This window comes from Treponema sp. OMZ 857 (assembly GCF_024181085.1).
In the GTDB taxonomy this organism is placed as follows: domain Bacteria; phylum Spirochaetota; class Spirochaetia; order Treponematales; family Treponemataceae; genus Treponema.
The window spans coordinates 2,737,201-2,752,336 of sequence record NZ_CP051147.1 but is presented as its reverse complement, the minus strand read 5'-3'; the positions used below and the strand labels follow the sequence as shown (position 1 = coordinate 2,752,336).

Annotated in this window: 20 protein-coding genes; 5 read left to right on the top strand and 15 right to left on the bottom strand. The window is 44.2% G+C overall.

Going from position 1 to position 15,136, the window contains the following annotated elements:
- Positions 1-7: 7 nt before the first annotated feature.
- The 7 genes from E4N66_RS12610 to E4N66_RS12580 form a co-directional block, all read right to left on the bottom strand.
- The gene (locus E4N66_RS12610; protein WP_253728330.1) at positions 8-403 is read right to left on the bottom strand and encodes a hypothetical protein; all 396 of its coding nucleotides are present in this window, start codon (positions 401-403) and stop codon (positions 8-10) included.
- A complete protein-coding gene (locus E4N66_RS12605; protein WP_253728328.1) occupies positions 400-792 on the bottom strand; it encodes a head-tail adaptor protein in 393 nt (130 codons plus the stop codon). The genes E4N66_RS12610 and E4N66_RS12605 overlap by 4 nt, the downstream gene beginning before the upstream one ends.
- The gene (locus E4N66_RS12600) at positions 786-1,163 is read right to left on the bottom strand and encodes a hypothetical protein (RefSeq protein ID WP_253728327.1); all 378 of its coding nucleotides are present in this window, start codon (positions 1,161-1,163) and stop codon (positions 786-788) included. The genes E4N66_RS12605 and E4N66_RS12600 overlap by 7 nt, the downstream gene beginning before the upstream one ends.
- Before the next feature lie 17 nt (positions 1,164-1,180).
- The gene (locus tag E4N66_RS12595) at positions 1,181-1,525 is read right to left on the bottom strand and encodes a hypothetical protein (protein WP_253728325.1); all 345 of its coding nucleotides are present in this window, start codon (positions 1,523-1,525) and stop codon (positions 1,181-1,183) included.
- Positions 1,526-1,592: 67 nt separating this feature from the next.
- Entirely contained in the window at positions 1,593-2,657 is a 1,065-nt protein-coding gene (locus tag E4N66_RS12590; RefSeq protein ID WP_253728323.1) for a hypothetical protein, read from the bottom strand.
- 36 nt (positions 2,658-2,693) lie between these two features.
- Positions 2,694-3,044, bottom strand: coding sequence for a DUF2190 family protein (locus E4N66_RS12585; protein ID WP_253728322.1), 351 nt, complete (start codon positions 3,042-3,044; stop codon positions 2,694-2,696).
- 15 nt (positions 3,045-3,059) lie between these two features.
- Complete coding sequence (locus E4N66_RS12580; protein ID WP_253728321.1) at positions 3,060-4,424, bottom strand: hypothetical protein; 1,365 nt, start codon at positions 4,422-4,424, stop codon at positions 3,060-3,062.
- Between the two features lie 221 nt (positions 4,425-4,645).
- Here E4N66_RS12580 and E4N66_RS12575 point away from each other — a divergent pair, with 221 nt between their 5' ends.
- The 5 genes from E4N66_RS12575 (at position 4,646) to E4N66_RS12555 (ending at position 7,309) form a co-directional block, all read left to right on the top strand.
- Positions 4,646-5,413, top strand: a complete 768-nt coding sequence (locus E4N66_RS12575; protein ID WP_253728320.1) for a hypothetical protein — start codon at positions 4,646-4,648, stop codon at positions 5,411-5,413.
- Positions 5,414-5,429: 16 nt separating this feature from the next.
- Positions 5,430-5,843 carry a CHAP domain-containing protein gene (locus tag E4N66_RS12570; protein ID WP_253728319.1) on the top strand — a complete coding sequence of 138 codons (414 nt, stop codon included), beginning with the start codon at positions 5,430-5,432 and terminating at the stop codon, positions 5,841-5,843.
- Positions 5,844-5,862: 19 nt separating this feature from the next.
- Positions 5,863-6,120 (top strand): hypothetical protein, encoded by a 258-nt coding sequence (locus E4N66_RS12565; protein ID WP_253728317.1) that lies wholly within the window; start codon positions 5,863-5,865, stop codon positions 6,118-6,120.
- A 2-nt stretch (positions 6,121-6,122) separates the two neighbouring features.
- Positions 6,123-6,494: a hypothetical protein gene (locus tag E4N66_RS12560; RefSeq protein ID WP_253728315.1), complete on the top strand. Its 372-nt coding sequence runs from the start codon at positions 6,123-6,125 to the stop codon at positions 6,492-6,494.
- Between the two features lie 314 nt (positions 6,495-6,808).
- The gene (locus E4N66_RS12555; protein WP_253728314.1) at positions 6,809-7,309 is read left to right on the top strand and encodes a hypothetical protein; all 501 of its coding nucleotides are present in this window, start codon (positions 6,809-6,811) and stop codon (positions 7,307-7,309) included.
- 15 nt (positions 7,310-7,324) lie between these two features.
- Here E4N66_RS12555 and E4N66_RS12550 read toward each other — a convergent pair whose 3' ends face one another.
- From E4N66_RS12550 to E4N66_RS12515, 8 genes are all read right to left on the bottom strand, one after another.
- On the bottom strand, positions 7,325-8,401 hold the full coding sequence (locus E4N66_RS12550; protein WP_253728313.1) for a ParA family protein: 1,077 nt from the start codon (positions 8,399-8,401) through the stop codon (positions 7,325-7,327).
- Positions 8,402-8,479: 78 nt separating this feature from the next.
- Positions 8,480-8,710: a hypothetical protein gene (locus E4N66_RS12545; RefSeq protein WP_253728312.1), complete on the bottom strand. Its 231-nt coding sequence runs from the start codon at positions 8,708-8,710 to the stop codon at positions 8,480-8,482.
- A complete protein-coding gene (locus tag E4N66_RS12540; RefSeq protein ID WP_253728311.1) occupies positions 8,707-10,128 on the bottom strand; it encodes a polymorphic toxin type 50 domain-containing protein in 1,422 nt (473 codons plus the stop codon). The genes E4N66_RS12545 and E4N66_RS12540 overlap by 4 nt, the downstream gene beginning before the upstream one ends.
- The gene (locus tag E4N66_RS12535; RefSeq protein ID WP_253728310.1) at positions 10,129-11,640 is read right to left on the bottom strand and encodes a hypothetical protein; all 1,512 of its coding nucleotides are present in this window, start codon (positions 11,638-11,640) and stop codon (positions 10,129-10,131) included. It lies immediately after the preceding gene.
- Between the two features lies 1 nt (position 11,641).
- Entirely contained in the window at positions 11,642-13,144 is a 1,503-nt protein-coding gene (locus E4N66_RS12530; protein WP_253728309.1) for a terminase large subunit domain-containing protein, read from the bottom strand.
- Positions 13,141-13,719, bottom strand: a complete 579-nt coding sequence (locus E4N66_RS12525; protein ID WP_253728307.1) for a hypothetical protein — start codon at positions 13,717-13,719, stop codon at positions 13,141-13,143. Before E4N66_RS12525 ends, E4N66_RS12530 begins: the two co-directional genes overlap by 4 nt.
- Positions 13,719-14,480 (bottom strand): ParB N-terminal domain-containing protein, encoded by a 762-nt coding sequence (locus E4N66_RS12520; protein WP_253728306.1) that lies wholly within the window; start codon positions 14,478-14,480, stop codon positions 13,719-13,721. Before E4N66_RS12520 ends, E4N66_RS12525 begins: the two co-directional genes overlap by 1 nt.
- Positions 14,470-15,120 (bottom strand): phosphoadenosine phosphosulfate reductase domain-containing protein, encoded by a 651-nt coding sequence (locus E4N66_RS12515; RefSeq protein ID WP_253728305.1) that lies wholly within the window; start codon positions 15,118-15,120, stop codon positions 14,470-14,472. Before E4N66_RS12515 ends, E4N66_RS12520 begins: the two co-directional genes overlap by 11 nt.
- Positions 15,121-15,136 lie beyond the last annotated feature (16 nt).

The following is a 15,136-nucleotide window of genomic DNA, read 5'->3' as shown; positions in this document are numbered from 1 at the left end:
CCTTTCCTTATTGCCGTTTGAGCGCTTGCCCACATGCTTTTTCGATACCATCGAAAAACATACCGGCATGGGCGTTCCGTGTTGGCTTTAATATTCCGTACTTTTCTCCGAACGTTACACCGCCTGCTAATTTCCGCTCTCCGTTTTCAAGGTAGTAGCCATATCCTTTACCGGTTTTACCGTACATATCCTGATAAATCCCTGCCGATATTGCCTGTGAAGAGCGGGATGCAATGCCGCGTAATCCCTTGCGGGCATCGCCTGTTCTATCAGTCCATACGCGGTGTCCTTTCGCATACCGCTCCATACTGGCAGCGGTTTCGCAGGCAACCGTTTCGCAATCCTTCAGCATTTCTTTGGTGATACTTTCTAACCGCTCAAAAACCGCATCCATCCCTCTCATTGAGTTGCCTCTCGTATTTCTTTTGCTCTACCTGACATCTTGTAGGCGTTCTCCGGCGCATACCCGCCAATGGTGATCTTCCGGATAAAAACGACTTCATACCGGCTGCCTTGAAAATCGAATAAGTCGCCTGCCTGAATATCCGCATCGTGGAATGCGGTGATATTGACGATATGCGTTTTTAACAATCCTTCTTGCAAAAGTCGGTCGGTTTCGCTGTGTGAGATTTCTGCAATCCGAACCCGCTGTATTTCCGTTCGCTTTTCTACTTCCCTTACATTGCCGTATTCATTTTTCTCTCTTTCACGGCGAATAAATGAAAGAAGAGACGGGTTCACATCGATAATACTTTCCGTGTCTTTCCGTAATTGTTTGACAACATTTACCATAGCGCTGCCTCATCATCATCTTTTTTACAGCAGATTAAAAATGAAGCACCGGCGTTTTTCCGCTCCGCCTCCCATGCCTCTTTATACCCTTGCGCAGTTTTAAGGCAGAGTCCCACATAATCGGCAGCAGTGTATTTTTCAACACTTTCTCCGCCTGCACTAATACTTTTTATCTCTCCTGCATCTTTTTGAATAATCCCTGCCTTTTGCGTCCATAAAAGGTAGAGCGCATGATTTTCACTTTCTGCCGCTTGTAATGTGATTGTTAAGTCGATGGTAGAAAAATGCATGTCCGCTTCGCTGCCTCCGTCCGGTATTGCTTCGTTAAGCAGGGTGCGGATTCTTTGTATCAATGCTTCGGTGATGATCATGCGCTGCTATCTCCCTTCTAGGTTTGCGGATTTGTTTGCGATTGCGCTTTCTTTGCGCTTTCAATCGCCTGCAAAATATCAATACCGCCTGCCGCTTCTTTCAAGTCGTGTAACTCTTTTTCCGCCGCTTCAAGCGTTTTGATCTTTGCTTTTAATTCGCCCACCTTCGGCTTTTCAGCGCTGTTTTCGTTTTCTTCCGGCGCTTTAAACGGCGTTTCAAAAGTTCCCGCAAGCGCAGGATTGAGCTCTTCCCATGCTTCGCTTTCAACGGCATAACTGTTCGTTACATCGCCCGCCTCATGTTCAACATACCAGCCGTTAGCGGTTTTCATTATGCGTAAGGTAATGTTTTCACTTCCCATATCATCTCCTCGATCTGTCATTAAAGAGAGAGACGAAACAAACCGTGTATCTCTCTCTTTAAAAGCCTTATGCGAGCTTTACCTTATGCACGGCATCTGCAACACCGGCAACCGCGCAACGGGTAAAGGTTTCAACAACATCCAATTCAGAAAGAGTGAGAATGTTACCCCGCTGTTCAAGGTGTGTTAAATCTTCTTTTACAAGTGCCTTAAACGACTGCTTCGGAACGATTAAATACACTTCGTTATCAGCCGGAGCTTTAAACTCGTATTTAATTCCGCCGACTTCACCCGTCCAGCCGTCATAACTTAAAACGCTCTGAATCTGCGCAAGCTGCCCCAGCTGTGTACCTTTTTGCAATAAGCCTTTGATTGCCGCCTCTACATCCATCGCCGTTGCAGAGTTACAAAGGGCTATAGTCGGACGAATCCGATAGCCGCTTGCATTGGTACGCTTGAGGGCATCTTTAAGCCCTTTCCGCAGTGTAAGCCACACATTCTCAAGGTCGGTACTGCCGGTTGTTACCTTATTGGTAACGGCATCTCCGGTATACGAATGCGTAATAATCGGCGACAGGTGCAGATGGTCAAGAATGGCATTATGCGCAATACCGAGTGCTTTTGACGCTTGCGGCAATTTCCAAAATTCATTGAAGTTTACCCAGCCGCGTGAGATGGAATAACCGGCTGCAAATGTCTTAAAATCAACCGTTTCGAGCTTACCGAATTTGAAATCAGCCATCGGCACACTTTCCCCATCGTTGGTAACACCGAATGCAGCGCGCATTCCGATAAGCTCCATCACTTTGATTGTGCGGGGAAAATCGGCATTTTTAATCTCTTCGTAAATGAAGGAATAAAGGGCGGGATGCTCCGCCATACCGAGCGATACGTCAAGCACCGCTTGCTTTGCAAACTTATGCAAATCCTCTATGCTCATCATTTCCCCTGACGGTAAGCCGACTACCCGTGTAAGCATTTCCCGTGTAAAGATTTCAGAGCGCGTACCGGAGCCGGTATCCTTTATTGCCATCTCGCCGGCAGGCACATTTGGCGCACGGTATTGCAGCGACATCTGTTTTTTCTCCGTAGCATTTTTCATACGGATTGTTTCATGTGATACAAATTCCATTGTTTCTTTCTCCTCATCGTTATGTACGGTCTGCTTTTATGCGTGAAGCGAAAAAAGCGCCGCGCCCCCAATCGTTCCCCAGTAGTAGCCGACGAGCTTATTACCTGATGCGGTTTTTGTAAGCTTGCCGTCCGAAGCGCCGAGATACACCTTTTCGCCGATTTTCGGCAAATTGGCGCTATCATAGCTTTCCGTTGTCCATTCCCGCTGCGTGTCAAAAGACACCGTTACTTGATTGCCCGCTTCTTTTTGCAGCACAACCCCCGCGCGGTCGCCGACAAAGACAATACCGTGATTATCGAGCGTCTGCGCTCCTCCCGCAGGAATTGTTACATCTGCGATTGCAACCGTTTTATTAACTGATAAAAGTCTGTGCTCTCCAGTCATATCACGCCCCCTCGTTTAGATTTCGTACACTTCCGGCTCGCTTTTTGCGTCCGCACCGGTCATCTGACCAACCGGAGCGGTTGCGGTTTTCCCTTGTACGAGCTTTTGAATGTCCGCGTCATTCATCACGCGATCCATTTCCCCTGCAACCTGCTCTTTACTCATACCGGTTTCAAAATGACAGAATTTATCGACCATTGCAGCCATTTCACCGGTGGGCTTACCGTCTTTGGTTAAGCCCTTTTCAGCCTTGACTGCATTGACCATTTCGCCAAATGCTTTTTTTGCCGCCTCCGCCTTTTCTTCTTCCTTCGCTTTTTTGGCAAAAGTAATCGCATCGGTAAGCGCCATTTCTCCGGCAGCTTGTTTGAGTTCAGCAAGTTCACTGGAAGCCGCTTCCAAGTCTTTCATCTTTTGAGCATCTTCCAGTTTTACCCCCATTTCCCCTGCAACAGCTTGAGCAGACAAAAGCCCGTTCTTTGCTCTCCGTGCGATTTCTGCCGTAAGCTCATCATTTGCTATACTTGTCAGTTCCATTTCTACCTCCTGAAGTTTATATTCAACAACGCGGCGCACCTTTTGAGCCGCCCCGAATATAACCGTATCGTTTTGTATGCTGTACGGAATTTTATACAGCTGATTTTTATATTCTCCGATGACATAATCATCATAAAAATCTTCCGTAAAAACATAATCTGCATATTGCTCTCGCAAGGCATCACGGATTTTTCTTTCCTGCTCATTAAAGCTCATACCCGCCATCTGCCCGATTGCGCTTTCATTATGTTGCCCTTCGCTAAGCGGCGGCACAAAGTCAATCGAGCGGAGCGCATAATCAAGTACAACCCTTTTACTCCCATCCGCATACGTCGGGACGCCCCAAATCGACACCGCATTAATCTGCTTATTTTTAAGCCAGCGTCTTATTTTTTCGGCGTGGTCTCCCTTATCAGGTATTATGCGGTGGTAGATTTTGCCGGCCGTTTTATCGAGCAAAGCCCCGATAACCGAACCGTATAGGTCTCGTCCTTCAAAAAGGAAAGCTTCCTGCGATTGATGCCCGTAACAGGACGGGACAAAAACCGTACTTGTTAAAATCGTCTCGACAATATGCTCATACGCAGAGTCAAGATACTCAACGCCGCTTTTACTTGTGCGATAATCTACAGCAAAAATACAATCGAGCGGATCATCTTCTCCTTTCAATTCCGCGATCATTTCAGGCGTTGCCAAAGGATTCAGCGGAATGCGCTCTCTCATCGTCTTTGCTTCCGCTTCCGAAAGTATTTCACCTACTGCATGAATGCAGCTGATCGGAGAACCGCCGTCAGGAAAAAGCGGTTTTTGTATATCTGTTTTTGTATTTTTTTGCTTACCCATGCCGTTGCCCCTATCGGTTTACTTTTGCCGTGTTCTATAAAGTCGTAAAAACAAAACCTTACAATCCGCATTGTAAATAATCGGGGGTGCGTAACACAAATTTTTAATGCAGAAAAAAGAAAAATATTTCAAGAAAATTGTTTTTATCTCCGCCGATTTGCGTTACGCACTGTTTTTCTTCTATGCTGGTGTTACAAAATTATTCAACAAGGCAGCGTTTTATGGCTATAGAGAAATTACCTACCAGTGTGTTAGTTCTCGGCATTGCGGCAATCGTGTTTATTGCCGTCCTTATTTTTCTGTTACTGAACAAGCTCCTTAAAAAAGGCATACAGCTAGGAGCCGGGGATAAAAAACTTATCGTTGGAGATATTGAAAAGAATGTTGATGATAAATTGGAGCTATTCAAAACGGATATAGAGAAAAAAGAAAAAGACCGGCTGCACGATGAAGAATACCGCAAGAAGTTATTCCGTCAATCTGGAGAAATAGACGAAAGAACAAAGGCAGACGAGCGGCGGGTGATCCGCCGCATTAACGGCACCATTAAAGAAGTCTTTTTACCCTTCGTAAAATGTGAAATGCCGATGCTCTCCTGTGTTGAGTTGGTCAAAGACGTGCTGCAGGAGCGCGTAGACTATAACTGTATGCGTGAGCGGCTGACGGCAACGGAGCGTAAAGGCTATATCGCCGACATTCTCTATTTTATCGAACAAGACTATAAAGCCTTTTTACATAAACTTCCCGCCGTACCGTGTGGCACGGAACAGTATCCTTCATGGAAAGAAATCGCCCCACAGATAGAACGCATCGTCAACGATTGGGCTGATGAAATGATACGGATTATCGCTCGGCGCATCAAAGAAAAAATCGCAATGTACAAGGCTGAACAATCAGCATTCCTGTTACCGGAGTACAAAGAAATCTGTATTGATTATCCCATTAAAAAGAATATCGGGTACTTGAAAGCGTTAGGTATAGAGTTGTAAAGACAAGGGGGTATACATGACACTGGAGCAATTTGTAGAAAAATACAGCGGAAAGAAAATTGACTACGACGGACATTACGGAGCGCAATGCGTTGATGTGTTCCGGCAGTACTGCAAGGATGTATTAGCAATCCCGCATACCGGCGGAGTAGTTGGAGCGGCTGAGCTTTTTACGAAATATGAAATGATGCCGCTTGAGCAAAAATATTTTAAACGTGTTCCCTATAAAGTCGGTATGTTTCCGGAAGCGGGTGATGTGGTCATCTTCGCTCCAATGAAAAGCAACAAATACGGACACGTCGCGATCGTCCTTGATGCAAGTTCGGAAGAGATCGCCGTCTTTGAACAGGATGGGTTTAAACAAGATGGAGCGCATGTTGGTTCATGGAGCTATGCACGGGTGTTAGGTTTTTTGAGGAAAAGACAATAAATAAAAATAGGAGTAGTAAATGAATGAAACAGGAAAAAAATACTTTTCAAACTGCTTGATAGAAGCGGTAAAGGCAAAAATAAAATACGGGCGAAAAGTAACAATTAAATGTGTATCGGCTTTTGAAAATCATAAAAATTATAAAGTATTTTGTCCGCACTTCTATTGGATAGATAACCGGACACACAAGAGGTATTCGTTCCATACTGATGCCGTCTTGCATTTTCCTCAATGGTTATTTTTTAAGGGAGCTGTCAAGCAACAAAAAACGAGGTAAGAATGAATGAAAAGAATGTTTTTATTGTTTGCCTTATCTGTTTTGTGCTGTTTACTCTTTCCAGCTGCTGCACAAGAGTCGGAATACGTGATAACGGAAGCAGAGCTTATCAGGTTAGAGAGCATATCGGAGAACTTGAAGATAAGCAGACAGAATCTGCTGTTACAAGCGAGCGACTTAACGGAGCGCTTGAGGGCACAAGAGAGCAAAGCGAAGAGCTTAACCGAGAAATTGCAGAAGGTCGAAAATACAGCGAACGACTTACGCAATCAATTACAGACGGAGCAGGCTACCTTGAAGAATTTGCGGACATCCTACAACAAATCCGAGCAAGAGGCGGCCGAAACAATAGCAAAAAAGCAAGCCCTAATTAACGAAAAAAAAGACACGATCCACCGGCTGACAATTACCGTTATAATCCTTTCTGCGGCTCTGATAATCATCGGAGTAATAACAGGCATGAAATATTTTTTAAAATACAAGTTCAGCCTTTTCCATCCTCCCTAAAGGTTGATAAAAAAATAGCAGTTGTAAAGGAATACTTGACAGCTGCTATACGGTTTTATGTTGCAATAAGGAAGTTTGAACTACAACGTATAAACGGTATGCCCTTACCCTTAAAAATCAAAGTTCCTTATTTTTGATGTAAGGGCATATCTTTCCCAAATATTATTAAGGAATAACATAAATGAGTTTTGACAAGCACATCATCGGCGCATTACGGGAATGCAAAAGCACAGAACAAATAGCCGTTGTGTTTATTCACTTCGGCATTACTGATATACAAGAAAAGCAGCGGTACTTGACCTATGCGATGTATGCGCCGTCTTATTTTTTTAGCCCCTCAACGCCTCCGACAGATGAGCAGTTGTATGAATTTACTCTCTGTCATTTTATCAATGGCTATTGGCGGCTTACTCCCTTCTATGAAAAGTTAGGATTGGTAAAAAAGCCATTAAGTGAAGCCGATAACCGGATTCTTAAAGAACTCAATACCTGCACTTCCCAGCAAGACATTGATATAGTTTTTGACGAGGAAGAAATACACGGGTACCGTGAACGCTGCAATATTTTAAGGCGTTGTATGCGCATACAAGAGACACTCGGAGATGCCGGCATTCTTTTTGAAAAAGATGATTACGAGTTTGACTGCGCTGTTTTTCTGGAAGGCTCTTGGCGGGATGGATAGGCGATATTAAAAAGCTCACACAATCTGCATGAGGCATTCTAAATCATCGGCAAGCGTACTAAACAAGTTTCGGAATTTTTCAATACTTTCTTTTGTCGTTCCCATTGCTGCTCCGTAAATATTTGAATACGCTTTTATGTCATCTTCTTTTAAATTAAATACCGGCTTATTTGAAAGCTGACTTGTCGCTATTAAAGAATTGAAATCAGGTATTAAAGAAAGATTAAACGGTACCTGTTCTTGTATATTTTGAGAAAATTGATCTCGTGTAATCGACATCCCAAGCGGTTCCAATGTTGGTACAAGAACATTCCGCGCCGTCTGTCCAACCCGTTCAACCCATTTTTGAAATGATTGTGTCGGTGTATTTTTATTGTCCGATTGTTTTGTCTTTCTCGGTCGATAATTCTGCTGAATAATTCCTAAAAACTTCGGCTTGCACGGTAAAGACAACATATCATAGGGGTAAGCGCTGCATTTTTTTTGCCATTCAGGAAGGATTTTTGCAAGGTTTTTAATTGCCAATTCAGAGAAAAAATCAGGACTACAGGGAGCAATAAGATAATCAGCGCCCATAACCAATACTTGATTAAGAGCGCTTAAACTCGGGGCCATATCGATAATGATATAATCGATCTTGTTAAATTCGGCGATTTTACGAAAAGCATAGGTGAGATAACCGGGAAAGTTTCTAAACACAGAAAAATCAGAAGAAATACCCATTGACAGCGCAAGTGTCAACTGGCTAGAAAATTCTTCAATCTGTAAATGTCCGGGGAGAATATATAAATTATTGCATTTTGTCGTTATAATATTGGCTATGCTGTCGTTTTTGCTGATTTCTATACGCGCCGATTGCATGAGCGGCTTCACAAGGGAATAAATGTCATTACTATCCTTGCGGTTATATAGCCGTTCAAAAGCATCTTCGTCAGGAATAGATAACGCGAGAGAAGTTAAATTGCTTTGAGGATCTGCATCAATCAATAACACTTTTTTTTGCTTTTCGGCTAATGCCCATCCTAAGTGAAAAGATGTCGTTGTTTTACTCACTCCGCCCTTGTGATTGAAAAGCGCTATAACCTTTGCCATTGTCTGCTCCTTTGGGTACTATTACTCTCATTCTATATTCGGTAATTAAACCGAAAACTTTATTATATCGCTCTCCCCTTATCCCTCTACAACCTCGATGCTTTCTATTTCGTCTTGAAACGCGCCGGTTAGATGCCCGTTTTCAAGTTCTATATCTATCTCCGCTATTTCAGGTTCGTTGTTGACCGCTGATGTAAAACCGTATACGGTTCCTTCTATAACAGTCTTATCATGGAAAATAACTTTAATAGTATGCGCTTTCTCGCATATATCGTAGAGTTCTAATTCCGTTTTAGGATAAAATATCATTTTTTCTCCTTTTCCCTTGATGTATACGGGACAAGATGAATACCAGTTTTGCTGTAATGGATTTTCACTTTGCAGGTTTCCCTTGCTTCATCGGTTTTTGGGTCAATATCAAATCCTTTCAGTCTATCATCTTGTATAATTTCTGTAAGGTTCCTTTTCGTCAGTGATATTACGCCTTTTCCAGCCTTTTCATCGATAATCGTTTGCAAGGTTTCAATATCGTTTTTGAAGTAGCTGCCATCTTTTTTAAGTGTTTTAGATCCGAAAATATGCCGGTTTTGTTTATGCTTATTGACGGTAGTACCATAGCAAGTAGCGTATGCTTTTCGGTATTTGGCAGGTTCATTATGGAGCGTTTCAAGTTTCTTTTCAAGCCTTACGATATATGCCGCGTGCCGCTGCGCTTTCAGTTTCTCTTTCTGTGCTTCGGTTAATTCTTCCAGATTAGTAAATGCGGAGGTATTTTGCAGCCGCGTTTTGATTGCTTCCCAATTTTCAGGCAGCTTATTGGCAATATCGCCGCGCTCTATATCTTTTGCGATAACCGGAGCTAAGGTGCAAAGACAGCAGATATGCGGCTTTTCAGGAGCAGCATCGACGGGATATATCCCCGCGCCCAGTCCGTGATTATTAGAATACGCCATCGTATCGCAAATATCGTGATAGCCCGGCAGCCGGTTATTCGATAAAAGCCATTTTACCGCCCTCACAGCAGGGTTTCCTTTGAATCCTTCTATCGTTGCCTGCCAATACACCTCGGATAATTCATTACGGATAAGCCGTAAGGCTTCATAGTTTAAGTTCTTCGGAACCCGCCCGCCCATGCGTTCATACATATTCGGGTATTTTTCTGCAAATGTTTTTGAGCCTTCTGTAACATACTGTTGAAGCGCTTTTGAAACGTCTACACAGTCGGTATTGATACCGCTTGAAATAATTTCTTGTATCTTGTCATAGTTGTTATCGGACACATCCCATATCCGATCGGAAAGGACAAATTCTTTATTCTTGAATATCCGCTGTTTGCGCAGAGTGCTTTCTGCGATTATCTCTGCTTCACGGAGCGCGTCTTTTTCAATCAGGCGAAATTTGAGTAAGCCTTTTGCTTTGTAGTACTGCTTTGTCTGCTCTCCGACAAAAAGCCCCGCATACGCTGCGCGGGTTAATCCTTCCTGCGTAATACGCTCAAGCTCGGAAGCAAAAAAGACTTTTTCCTCTGCTATTTGCCCTGCCAGTTCTTGCGTAATGCCGGTAAAAATGCCCCTCTTACCGATCCGCTCCCGTATGCGGTTAATGCTTTCTTGTAACGCAGCTTTTATCTCCGCTTCGGCGGTCAGTAATGCCTTACGCCTGCCTTGTAATGCAGTGCGGATAAAGCCTTGCAGCTCTTCCGGCAATCCCGATAAGTCAAAATCCATTTACGCACTCTTAAACAGGTCTTCGATCGCAGCTTCGGCTTCTATGTCTCCGCTGCGGATCCTATCCTGTAAGGCTTCAAGCCGGATTTTGAGCTTGAGCCATTCACTAGCGGCGTCCTTTTCCGTTTCATAGTCTGCGGGGATTGCCATAAAGGTTTTAAGGGTATTAAAGGCACTTTTGGGAGAGACTAAACCCATTGTCATGGCTTTATCCATTGCGCCGACAAAGATGGCGAGTGCATTCATCATTGCAACATCATCTTTTGCCGTCAGCTCCTGCCAGCGAACGATCGGATTATCGGCTCCTCCGTCCCCAGCAAATTCATCACGTCCTGCAAGTGCAATGCGGGCTGCTTTGAACACATCGATAAGCCAATAGTAAAACTCGTTATATTCACCTTGCCGCCCCTCCACCTTCTTTGCCCATACCGGAGACTGCTCGGCAACGCTTGCATTGGTTGACTGCATCGCTGTACCATACAGGTATTCAGGCATTGTAAGCTCAACGATAATCCAGTGTAAGAGTTTTAGAAGCGAAACGGCACTTTCTACATTATTGGCTTGTCCGACATACCGTATATCGCTTGCCGCATCTTCACCGTCCATAATAGCCGCCTTAAATTGCGTCATATCAACAGTTTCTTTCCCTTCTGCGATATGTCCGATTTTCTCATCCGTGAGCCCAAATGAGTATTTGAGAAATTGCGCAACGTTTTTCACCTTTACCAATAAGCGTGGCTCAAGAATATTGTCGATATGCCGTCCAACTTTCCGCAAGGTCGCGTCATACCGGCGGATAAACGGAACCGCCGGAGCAATTTCAGGGATGCCGTCTTTTAAGAATGTTTGCTTGTTGTTATAAAGGCAAAATACCGGCACAAACGGGAAGGCGGTACGGTTGACCGTTTGTTTCTGCTGATAGCCCGCAGGCAGATCGCCGTCAATGTCGATTGTTTCCTTACCCGCTTCAAGGGTGATGCGGATAACCGCTTTACGGTCTACGCCTCTCTCTTTCCATTTTTCTACTGTTTCAGTTACGAAGCGCGTATAGCCGCCTGTAAGGTCTTTGATACAATCATCTTCAACAACAAGCTCAAGCGGTATCTGCTTTATGCGGATTTCACTTCGTCCCGTTGCAGTCTGCTCTAGTCTTATCCATACGTAGTGTTTACCGTCTACCATTGTTTGCTTGTAAACATTGAATAACAGCGTCTTATTTCTCGTTAAAAACGCTTGTATCGATTTTGAAAACGTATCGCTTTCCGCTTGAATATCGGGTAGTCCGATAAACCAGCAAAAGGTATCGATATAGAGCTTGGTACAGTAGTTCCCGAGCGCATAGTCAAGATAGCCGCTCTGATGCGATGGCGCTGACGAATACAGGGAGCGGGATAGCACATAGTCCGTTTTTACACTGCTAAATGCTTCAGCTGCATCCCGCTTTGTAATGCCGCTATCTAAGAATAAACCGGAGATGCCTCGGTTCCGCATAAAAAAATCTGCAAGTTTCATGTTATACTCCGCCTCCCAGAACATTAAGCAATGCTCTTTTTGCTTTATCTTCCTGCGCTAAGTCTTTTAAATCGGGTTTTAAATAATTGATTGCGTGAACGAATGCGTCCATGCGGTCGGGGCTGTCGTCGCCCGGCTGCCAGTTACATAATTCATCTTCTAACATATCCAGCGGATCCGTTCCGTGTTCCGCGTTATAGGAAAGCGGGTTCCGGTAGAAGTGAATGCGGCCCTGTTCGCAAAGGGTAGATGAGTTAAGCGCCCGCGCCAGTTTTGAATGCACTGCCCGCACACGCTGAATACGCTGCGTTACCCCTGCATTGATGAGCGTGCTTTCTACCATGTCGCCGCCTTGATTGTCTTCGATGACAACCGTATCTGCTTTCTGCATTTCTGCCATAGCTTTTACCGTTAAGCCCCATTGATGGGGTGTTCCGATAAGCGACGCATCCGCTAACACGTAGTAGTGGCTTTCAGTTTTGTGCTGAATAGCAGCGGCGCTGATAAGCCGTTCGGGCGAGGCTCCCTCTAATACCGTGATAATGCCGGTATGGTTTGAGTCTGCCGAATGGCTTGCCGCAGGATCGACGCTCACGATAATACGATAACGGTTTGCAACAAGCGGTAAAATGTCAACCTTGTTGTTTTCTATCCAGTCTTTTTTGAATAGTGCATTGGGATTATCGTCAAGGATTTGCGCATACAATTCCTGCTGCCCTAAACGGGTACCTTCATACTTTGAAACAATCGTGCTGATAAATGCTGGAGAAAGGTTTGACTTATTCTCGTAGGTGCTGCCAACGGTTACATGTACGCAGGGTTTCCCGTCGCTGTTTGTCAGTCCTTCCAGCCGCTTGGTAAATGCTGTCGGTTTCGGGGTACTCGTTACCACACATAAGGGATTGCTCCCTAAGCGTAAGCCAAGAAGAAGGTTATCAAAGGCTTCTTCCGGATATTGCCATTTATGTATTTCATCGCACCAGAGCCAATCCGACTGCGCCCCTCTGGATTTCTCCGGCTCTGAACCGTAGAAAATACTGATCACCGCACCGTTACTGAAAAAGACCTTTTTTATCGACGGCTTATACACCATACCGAGATCAGGCGGGCAATAGCGGGCAAGCCCTGACTCTCCGTTAATCATAATATCGCGCACCTCTTCGGCTGTCGCTCCGCATAACGAAAGATGTTTGTACTTGCCCGTTCTCACCGCTTCGATGATCGCTTGCCCTGCTGTCCGTGTTTTACCCCAGCCGCGCCCGCAGCGTAAACACCAGATGTATTTTTCTCCGGTTATCCAGTCTCTGGGCGGCAGCTGATCATCGCGCGCCCAAAAACCCCAATCGAACGGCAGCGCGTCAAGCTCTGCGGGGGTAAGCGCATTGATAAACGCTTCTTGCGCTTCCTTGTCGCGCCTGAGCATATCAGCAGTGAGCGTCCTGTCATCAATACACTTCCAGCCGGTTTTTACTGGTGTTGGTGTGGTTATCGGTTCGGCTCTCATGCGTTATCCTTTTTCGGGCTATTATTATCTTCAATCGGCATGAGTTTTTCACGTAATGCCGCCTTTTTAAGCGATATACTCACTTCAATATCATCAATGCCGGAATTGTCCCCTATAGATATTTTTAAGATTTCCTCATTCATGCCATACGCCTTGCGTTCAATTTCAACCGCTGTGTTCGCAAGCTGAGGTAAGACGTTCCAAGGTATTTCGTTTATAACTTCGTTTAAACTTTTCGTATCGTCTCCGGCAGCTTTTATCTTGTCGATGAGTAATTTTGCCTTTTTCCCCACAACAAACTTTATCGCTTGCGCAAGCTGTATGTTTTCTTTGTTATTTTTCTTAATCGCTTCGATATTTTCCTTACGGGTAATTTCGTCAATATAGCGGTCGTAAGCGTCGGCACGGGCTATCCAGTTGTTACGAGAGGATAAAGTGTTCAAATATGTTAGGCTTTTGTTAGTCTTTTCTTGTACTTTTGGGATTGTCCGCAAGGCACCAAGGTCAAGGAAGGTTTTAAAGTATTCGTATTGTTTCGCGCTTTCCCCCTCTTGTCGCTCCCATTTTTCAGCCATTACGGTTGTCCTCTCATGTTGATTTTCCCATCCGCCACGTCATAAAGGATTGAAGATTTTACAAACTTTTCTTTTGCTTCGATGTGTGCCCTCTTGCAAAAATCCTGCTTTGCGGCATTGTTTTCAAATACAAGGGTAAGCGTGTAGTCATCGTACTTTGCTTGATAGTCGTTATCGCTTCGGTTATCGGCTTTGCGCATATCCCGTTCCGCCTGCCGCGCAGCTTTCAGACGGTCAGCTTTTTTCGCCTCTTCTACCATATCAACTATATCTTTCTGTTTCGTCTTGGTGTCAAAAAGGGAATCGTTTTCATCATCAAAGAGGCTTGAACCGGCAAAAATATACTGCATATCCAACATGTCAAAGGCTAAGTCTTTCTGAAAATCAATATCGGGATAGGACAATTTTATTTCTTGTAATAACTCGTTATCCCACTCGCCTTGAGCGGCGGGATTATTCAAGAAGATGTTGATTTTTACTTCCGTTTCCTCGTCTACCTGTATCATCGATACTTGCAAAGAATAGTCATTTTTCGGGTATTTATATTCTTCGTCCATTATCGATAGTTTTTGATGACCGCCGACGACATTCATTGTCTTGCGGTTGACGACTATCGGCTGAACCAGTCCATACGTTTTTAAGCCCTTTTTGAGTTTTTTACGGGCTTCATTCGATATTTTCCTCGGATTATACGGAGCTTCGTGGATACTGCTGCGTTGTACCGTTTGTATTTGATAGACTTCAAACTTATTATTTTCCATATTCCTGCCACCTTATAAAATCAGCCTGCGCCATCGGGTATTTTGTTACCCATTTTTGATAATCATCAGGAAAGTTATTTTTAAGCCATTCGAGAGATTCGCCTTTATAGATGTCAATATTGCGAAAACCGGAATAAACTTCCGGTGCAAGGATGAGGCGATTTTGTTTTATGTAGTTGTCTATATCTTTTTTTGTCCAGATGTGGAGAGGTGTGAGCTTTTTGTACTTCCAATCGATACCGTTATCAAAGGTTTTAAGCATACAGGCTCTTGCTAAGCTTTCGCAAGCCTCCCAGCCTAACGCTATGTATTCAATGTTATATTTCGCCCGTAATGCGGCAAAGGTATCAGCCATTGTTAGCCGCTTTATATTTCTCCCCTCTCGTGAAATCAGGTACGTTGTTTCGTAATGTGGATACTGCTCAATCTTAATGTTGTACCGCTTCTCGTAATAACGGATGACTTTATTTTTGCTTTCGAGGTTTTCACAGTAATATAAAAAAACGGGCGTATACCGCCCCTTCATGAACTTGTTGAATAAGTCCATCATTACCGTTGAGTCTTTTCCAAGTGAATAAAGCACAATGGCGGAGCTGATATTTTCCGCCATGTACTGTATTGACGCATACAGGTTTTTCATAGGTTAGCGGTAACGA

Bases quoted from the DNA above. Each gene is read 5' to 3' on its own strand.
- E4N66_RS12610 (WP_253728330.1), bottom strand. From the start codon at position 403: ATGAGAGGGATGGATGCGGTTTTTGAGCGGTTAGAAAGTATCACCAAA.
- E4N66_RS12605 (WP_253728328.1), bottom strand. From the start codon at position 792: ATGGTAAATGTTGTCAAACAATTACGGAAAGACACGGAAAGTATTATC.
- E4N66_RS12600 (WP_253728327.1), bottom strand. From the start codon at position 1,163: ATGATCATCACCGAAGCATTGATACAAAGAATCCGCACCCTGCTTAAC.
- E4N66_RS12595 (WP_253728325.1), bottom strand. From the start codon at position 1,525: ATGGGAAGTGAAAACATTACCTTACGCATAATGAAAACCGCTAACGGC.
- E4N66_RS12590 (WP_253728323.1), bottom strand. From the start codon at position 2,657: ATGGAATTTGTATCACATGAAACAATCCGTATGAAAAATGCTACGGAG.
- E4N66_RS12585 (WP_253728322.1), bottom strand. From the start codon at position 3,044: ATGACTGGAGAGCACAGACTTTTATCAGTTAATAAAACGGTTGCAATC.
- E4N66_RS12580 (WP_253728321.1), bottom strand. From the start codon at position 4,424: ATGGGTAAGCAAAAAAATACAAAAACAGATATACAAAAACCGCTTTTT.
- E4N66_RS12575 (WP_253728320.1), top strand. From the start codon at position 4,646: ATGGCTATAGAGAAATTACCTACCAGTGTGTTAGTTCTCGGCATTGCG.
- E4N66_RS12570 (WP_253728319.1), top strand. From the start codon at position 5,430: ATGACACTGGAGCAATTTGTAGAAAAATACAGCGGAAAGAAAATTGAC.
- E4N66_RS12565 (WP_253728317.1), top strand. From the start codon at position 5,863: ATGAATGAAACAGGAAAAAAATACTTTTCAAACTGCTTGATAGAAGCG.
- E4N66_RS12560 (WP_253728315.1), top strand. From the start codon at position 6,123: ATGAATGAAAAGAATGTTTTTATTGTTTGCCTTATCTGTTTTGTGCTG.
- E4N66_RS12555 (WP_253728314.1), top strand. From the start codon at position 6,809: ATGAGTTTTGACAAGCACATCATCGGCGCATTACGGGAATGCAAAAGC.
- E4N66_RS12550 (WP_253728313.1), bottom strand. From the start codon at position 8,401: ATGGCAAAGGTTATAGCGCTTTTCAATCACAAGGGCGGAGTGAGTAAA.
- E4N66_RS12545 (WP_253728312.1), bottom strand. From the start codon at position 8,710: ATGATATTTTATCCTAAAACGGAATTAGAACTCTACGATATATGCGAG.
- E4N66_RS12540 (WP_253728311.1), bottom strand. From the start codon at position 10,128: ATGGATTTTGACTTATCGGGATTGCCGGAAGAGCTGCAAGGCTTTATC.
- E4N66_RS12535 (WP_253728310.1), bottom strand. From the start codon at position 11,640: ATGAAACTTGCAGATTTTTTTATGCGGAACCGAGGCATCTCCGGTTTA.
- E4N66_RS12530 (WP_253728309.1), bottom strand. From the start codon at position 13,144: ATGAGAGCCGAACCGATAACCACACCAACACCAGTAAAAACCGGCTGG.
- E4N66_RS12525 (WP_253728307.1), bottom strand. From the start codon at position 13,719: ATGGCTGAAAAATGGGAGCGACAAGAGGGGGAAAGCGCGAAACAATAC.
- E4N66_RS12520 (WP_253728306.1), bottom strand. From the start codon at position 14,480: ATGGAAAATAATAAGTTTGAAGTCTATCAAATACAAACGGTACAACGC.
- E4N66_RS12515 (WP_253728305.1), bottom strand. From the start codon at position 15,120: ATGAAAAACCTGTATGCGTCAATACAGTACATGGCGGAAAATATCAGC.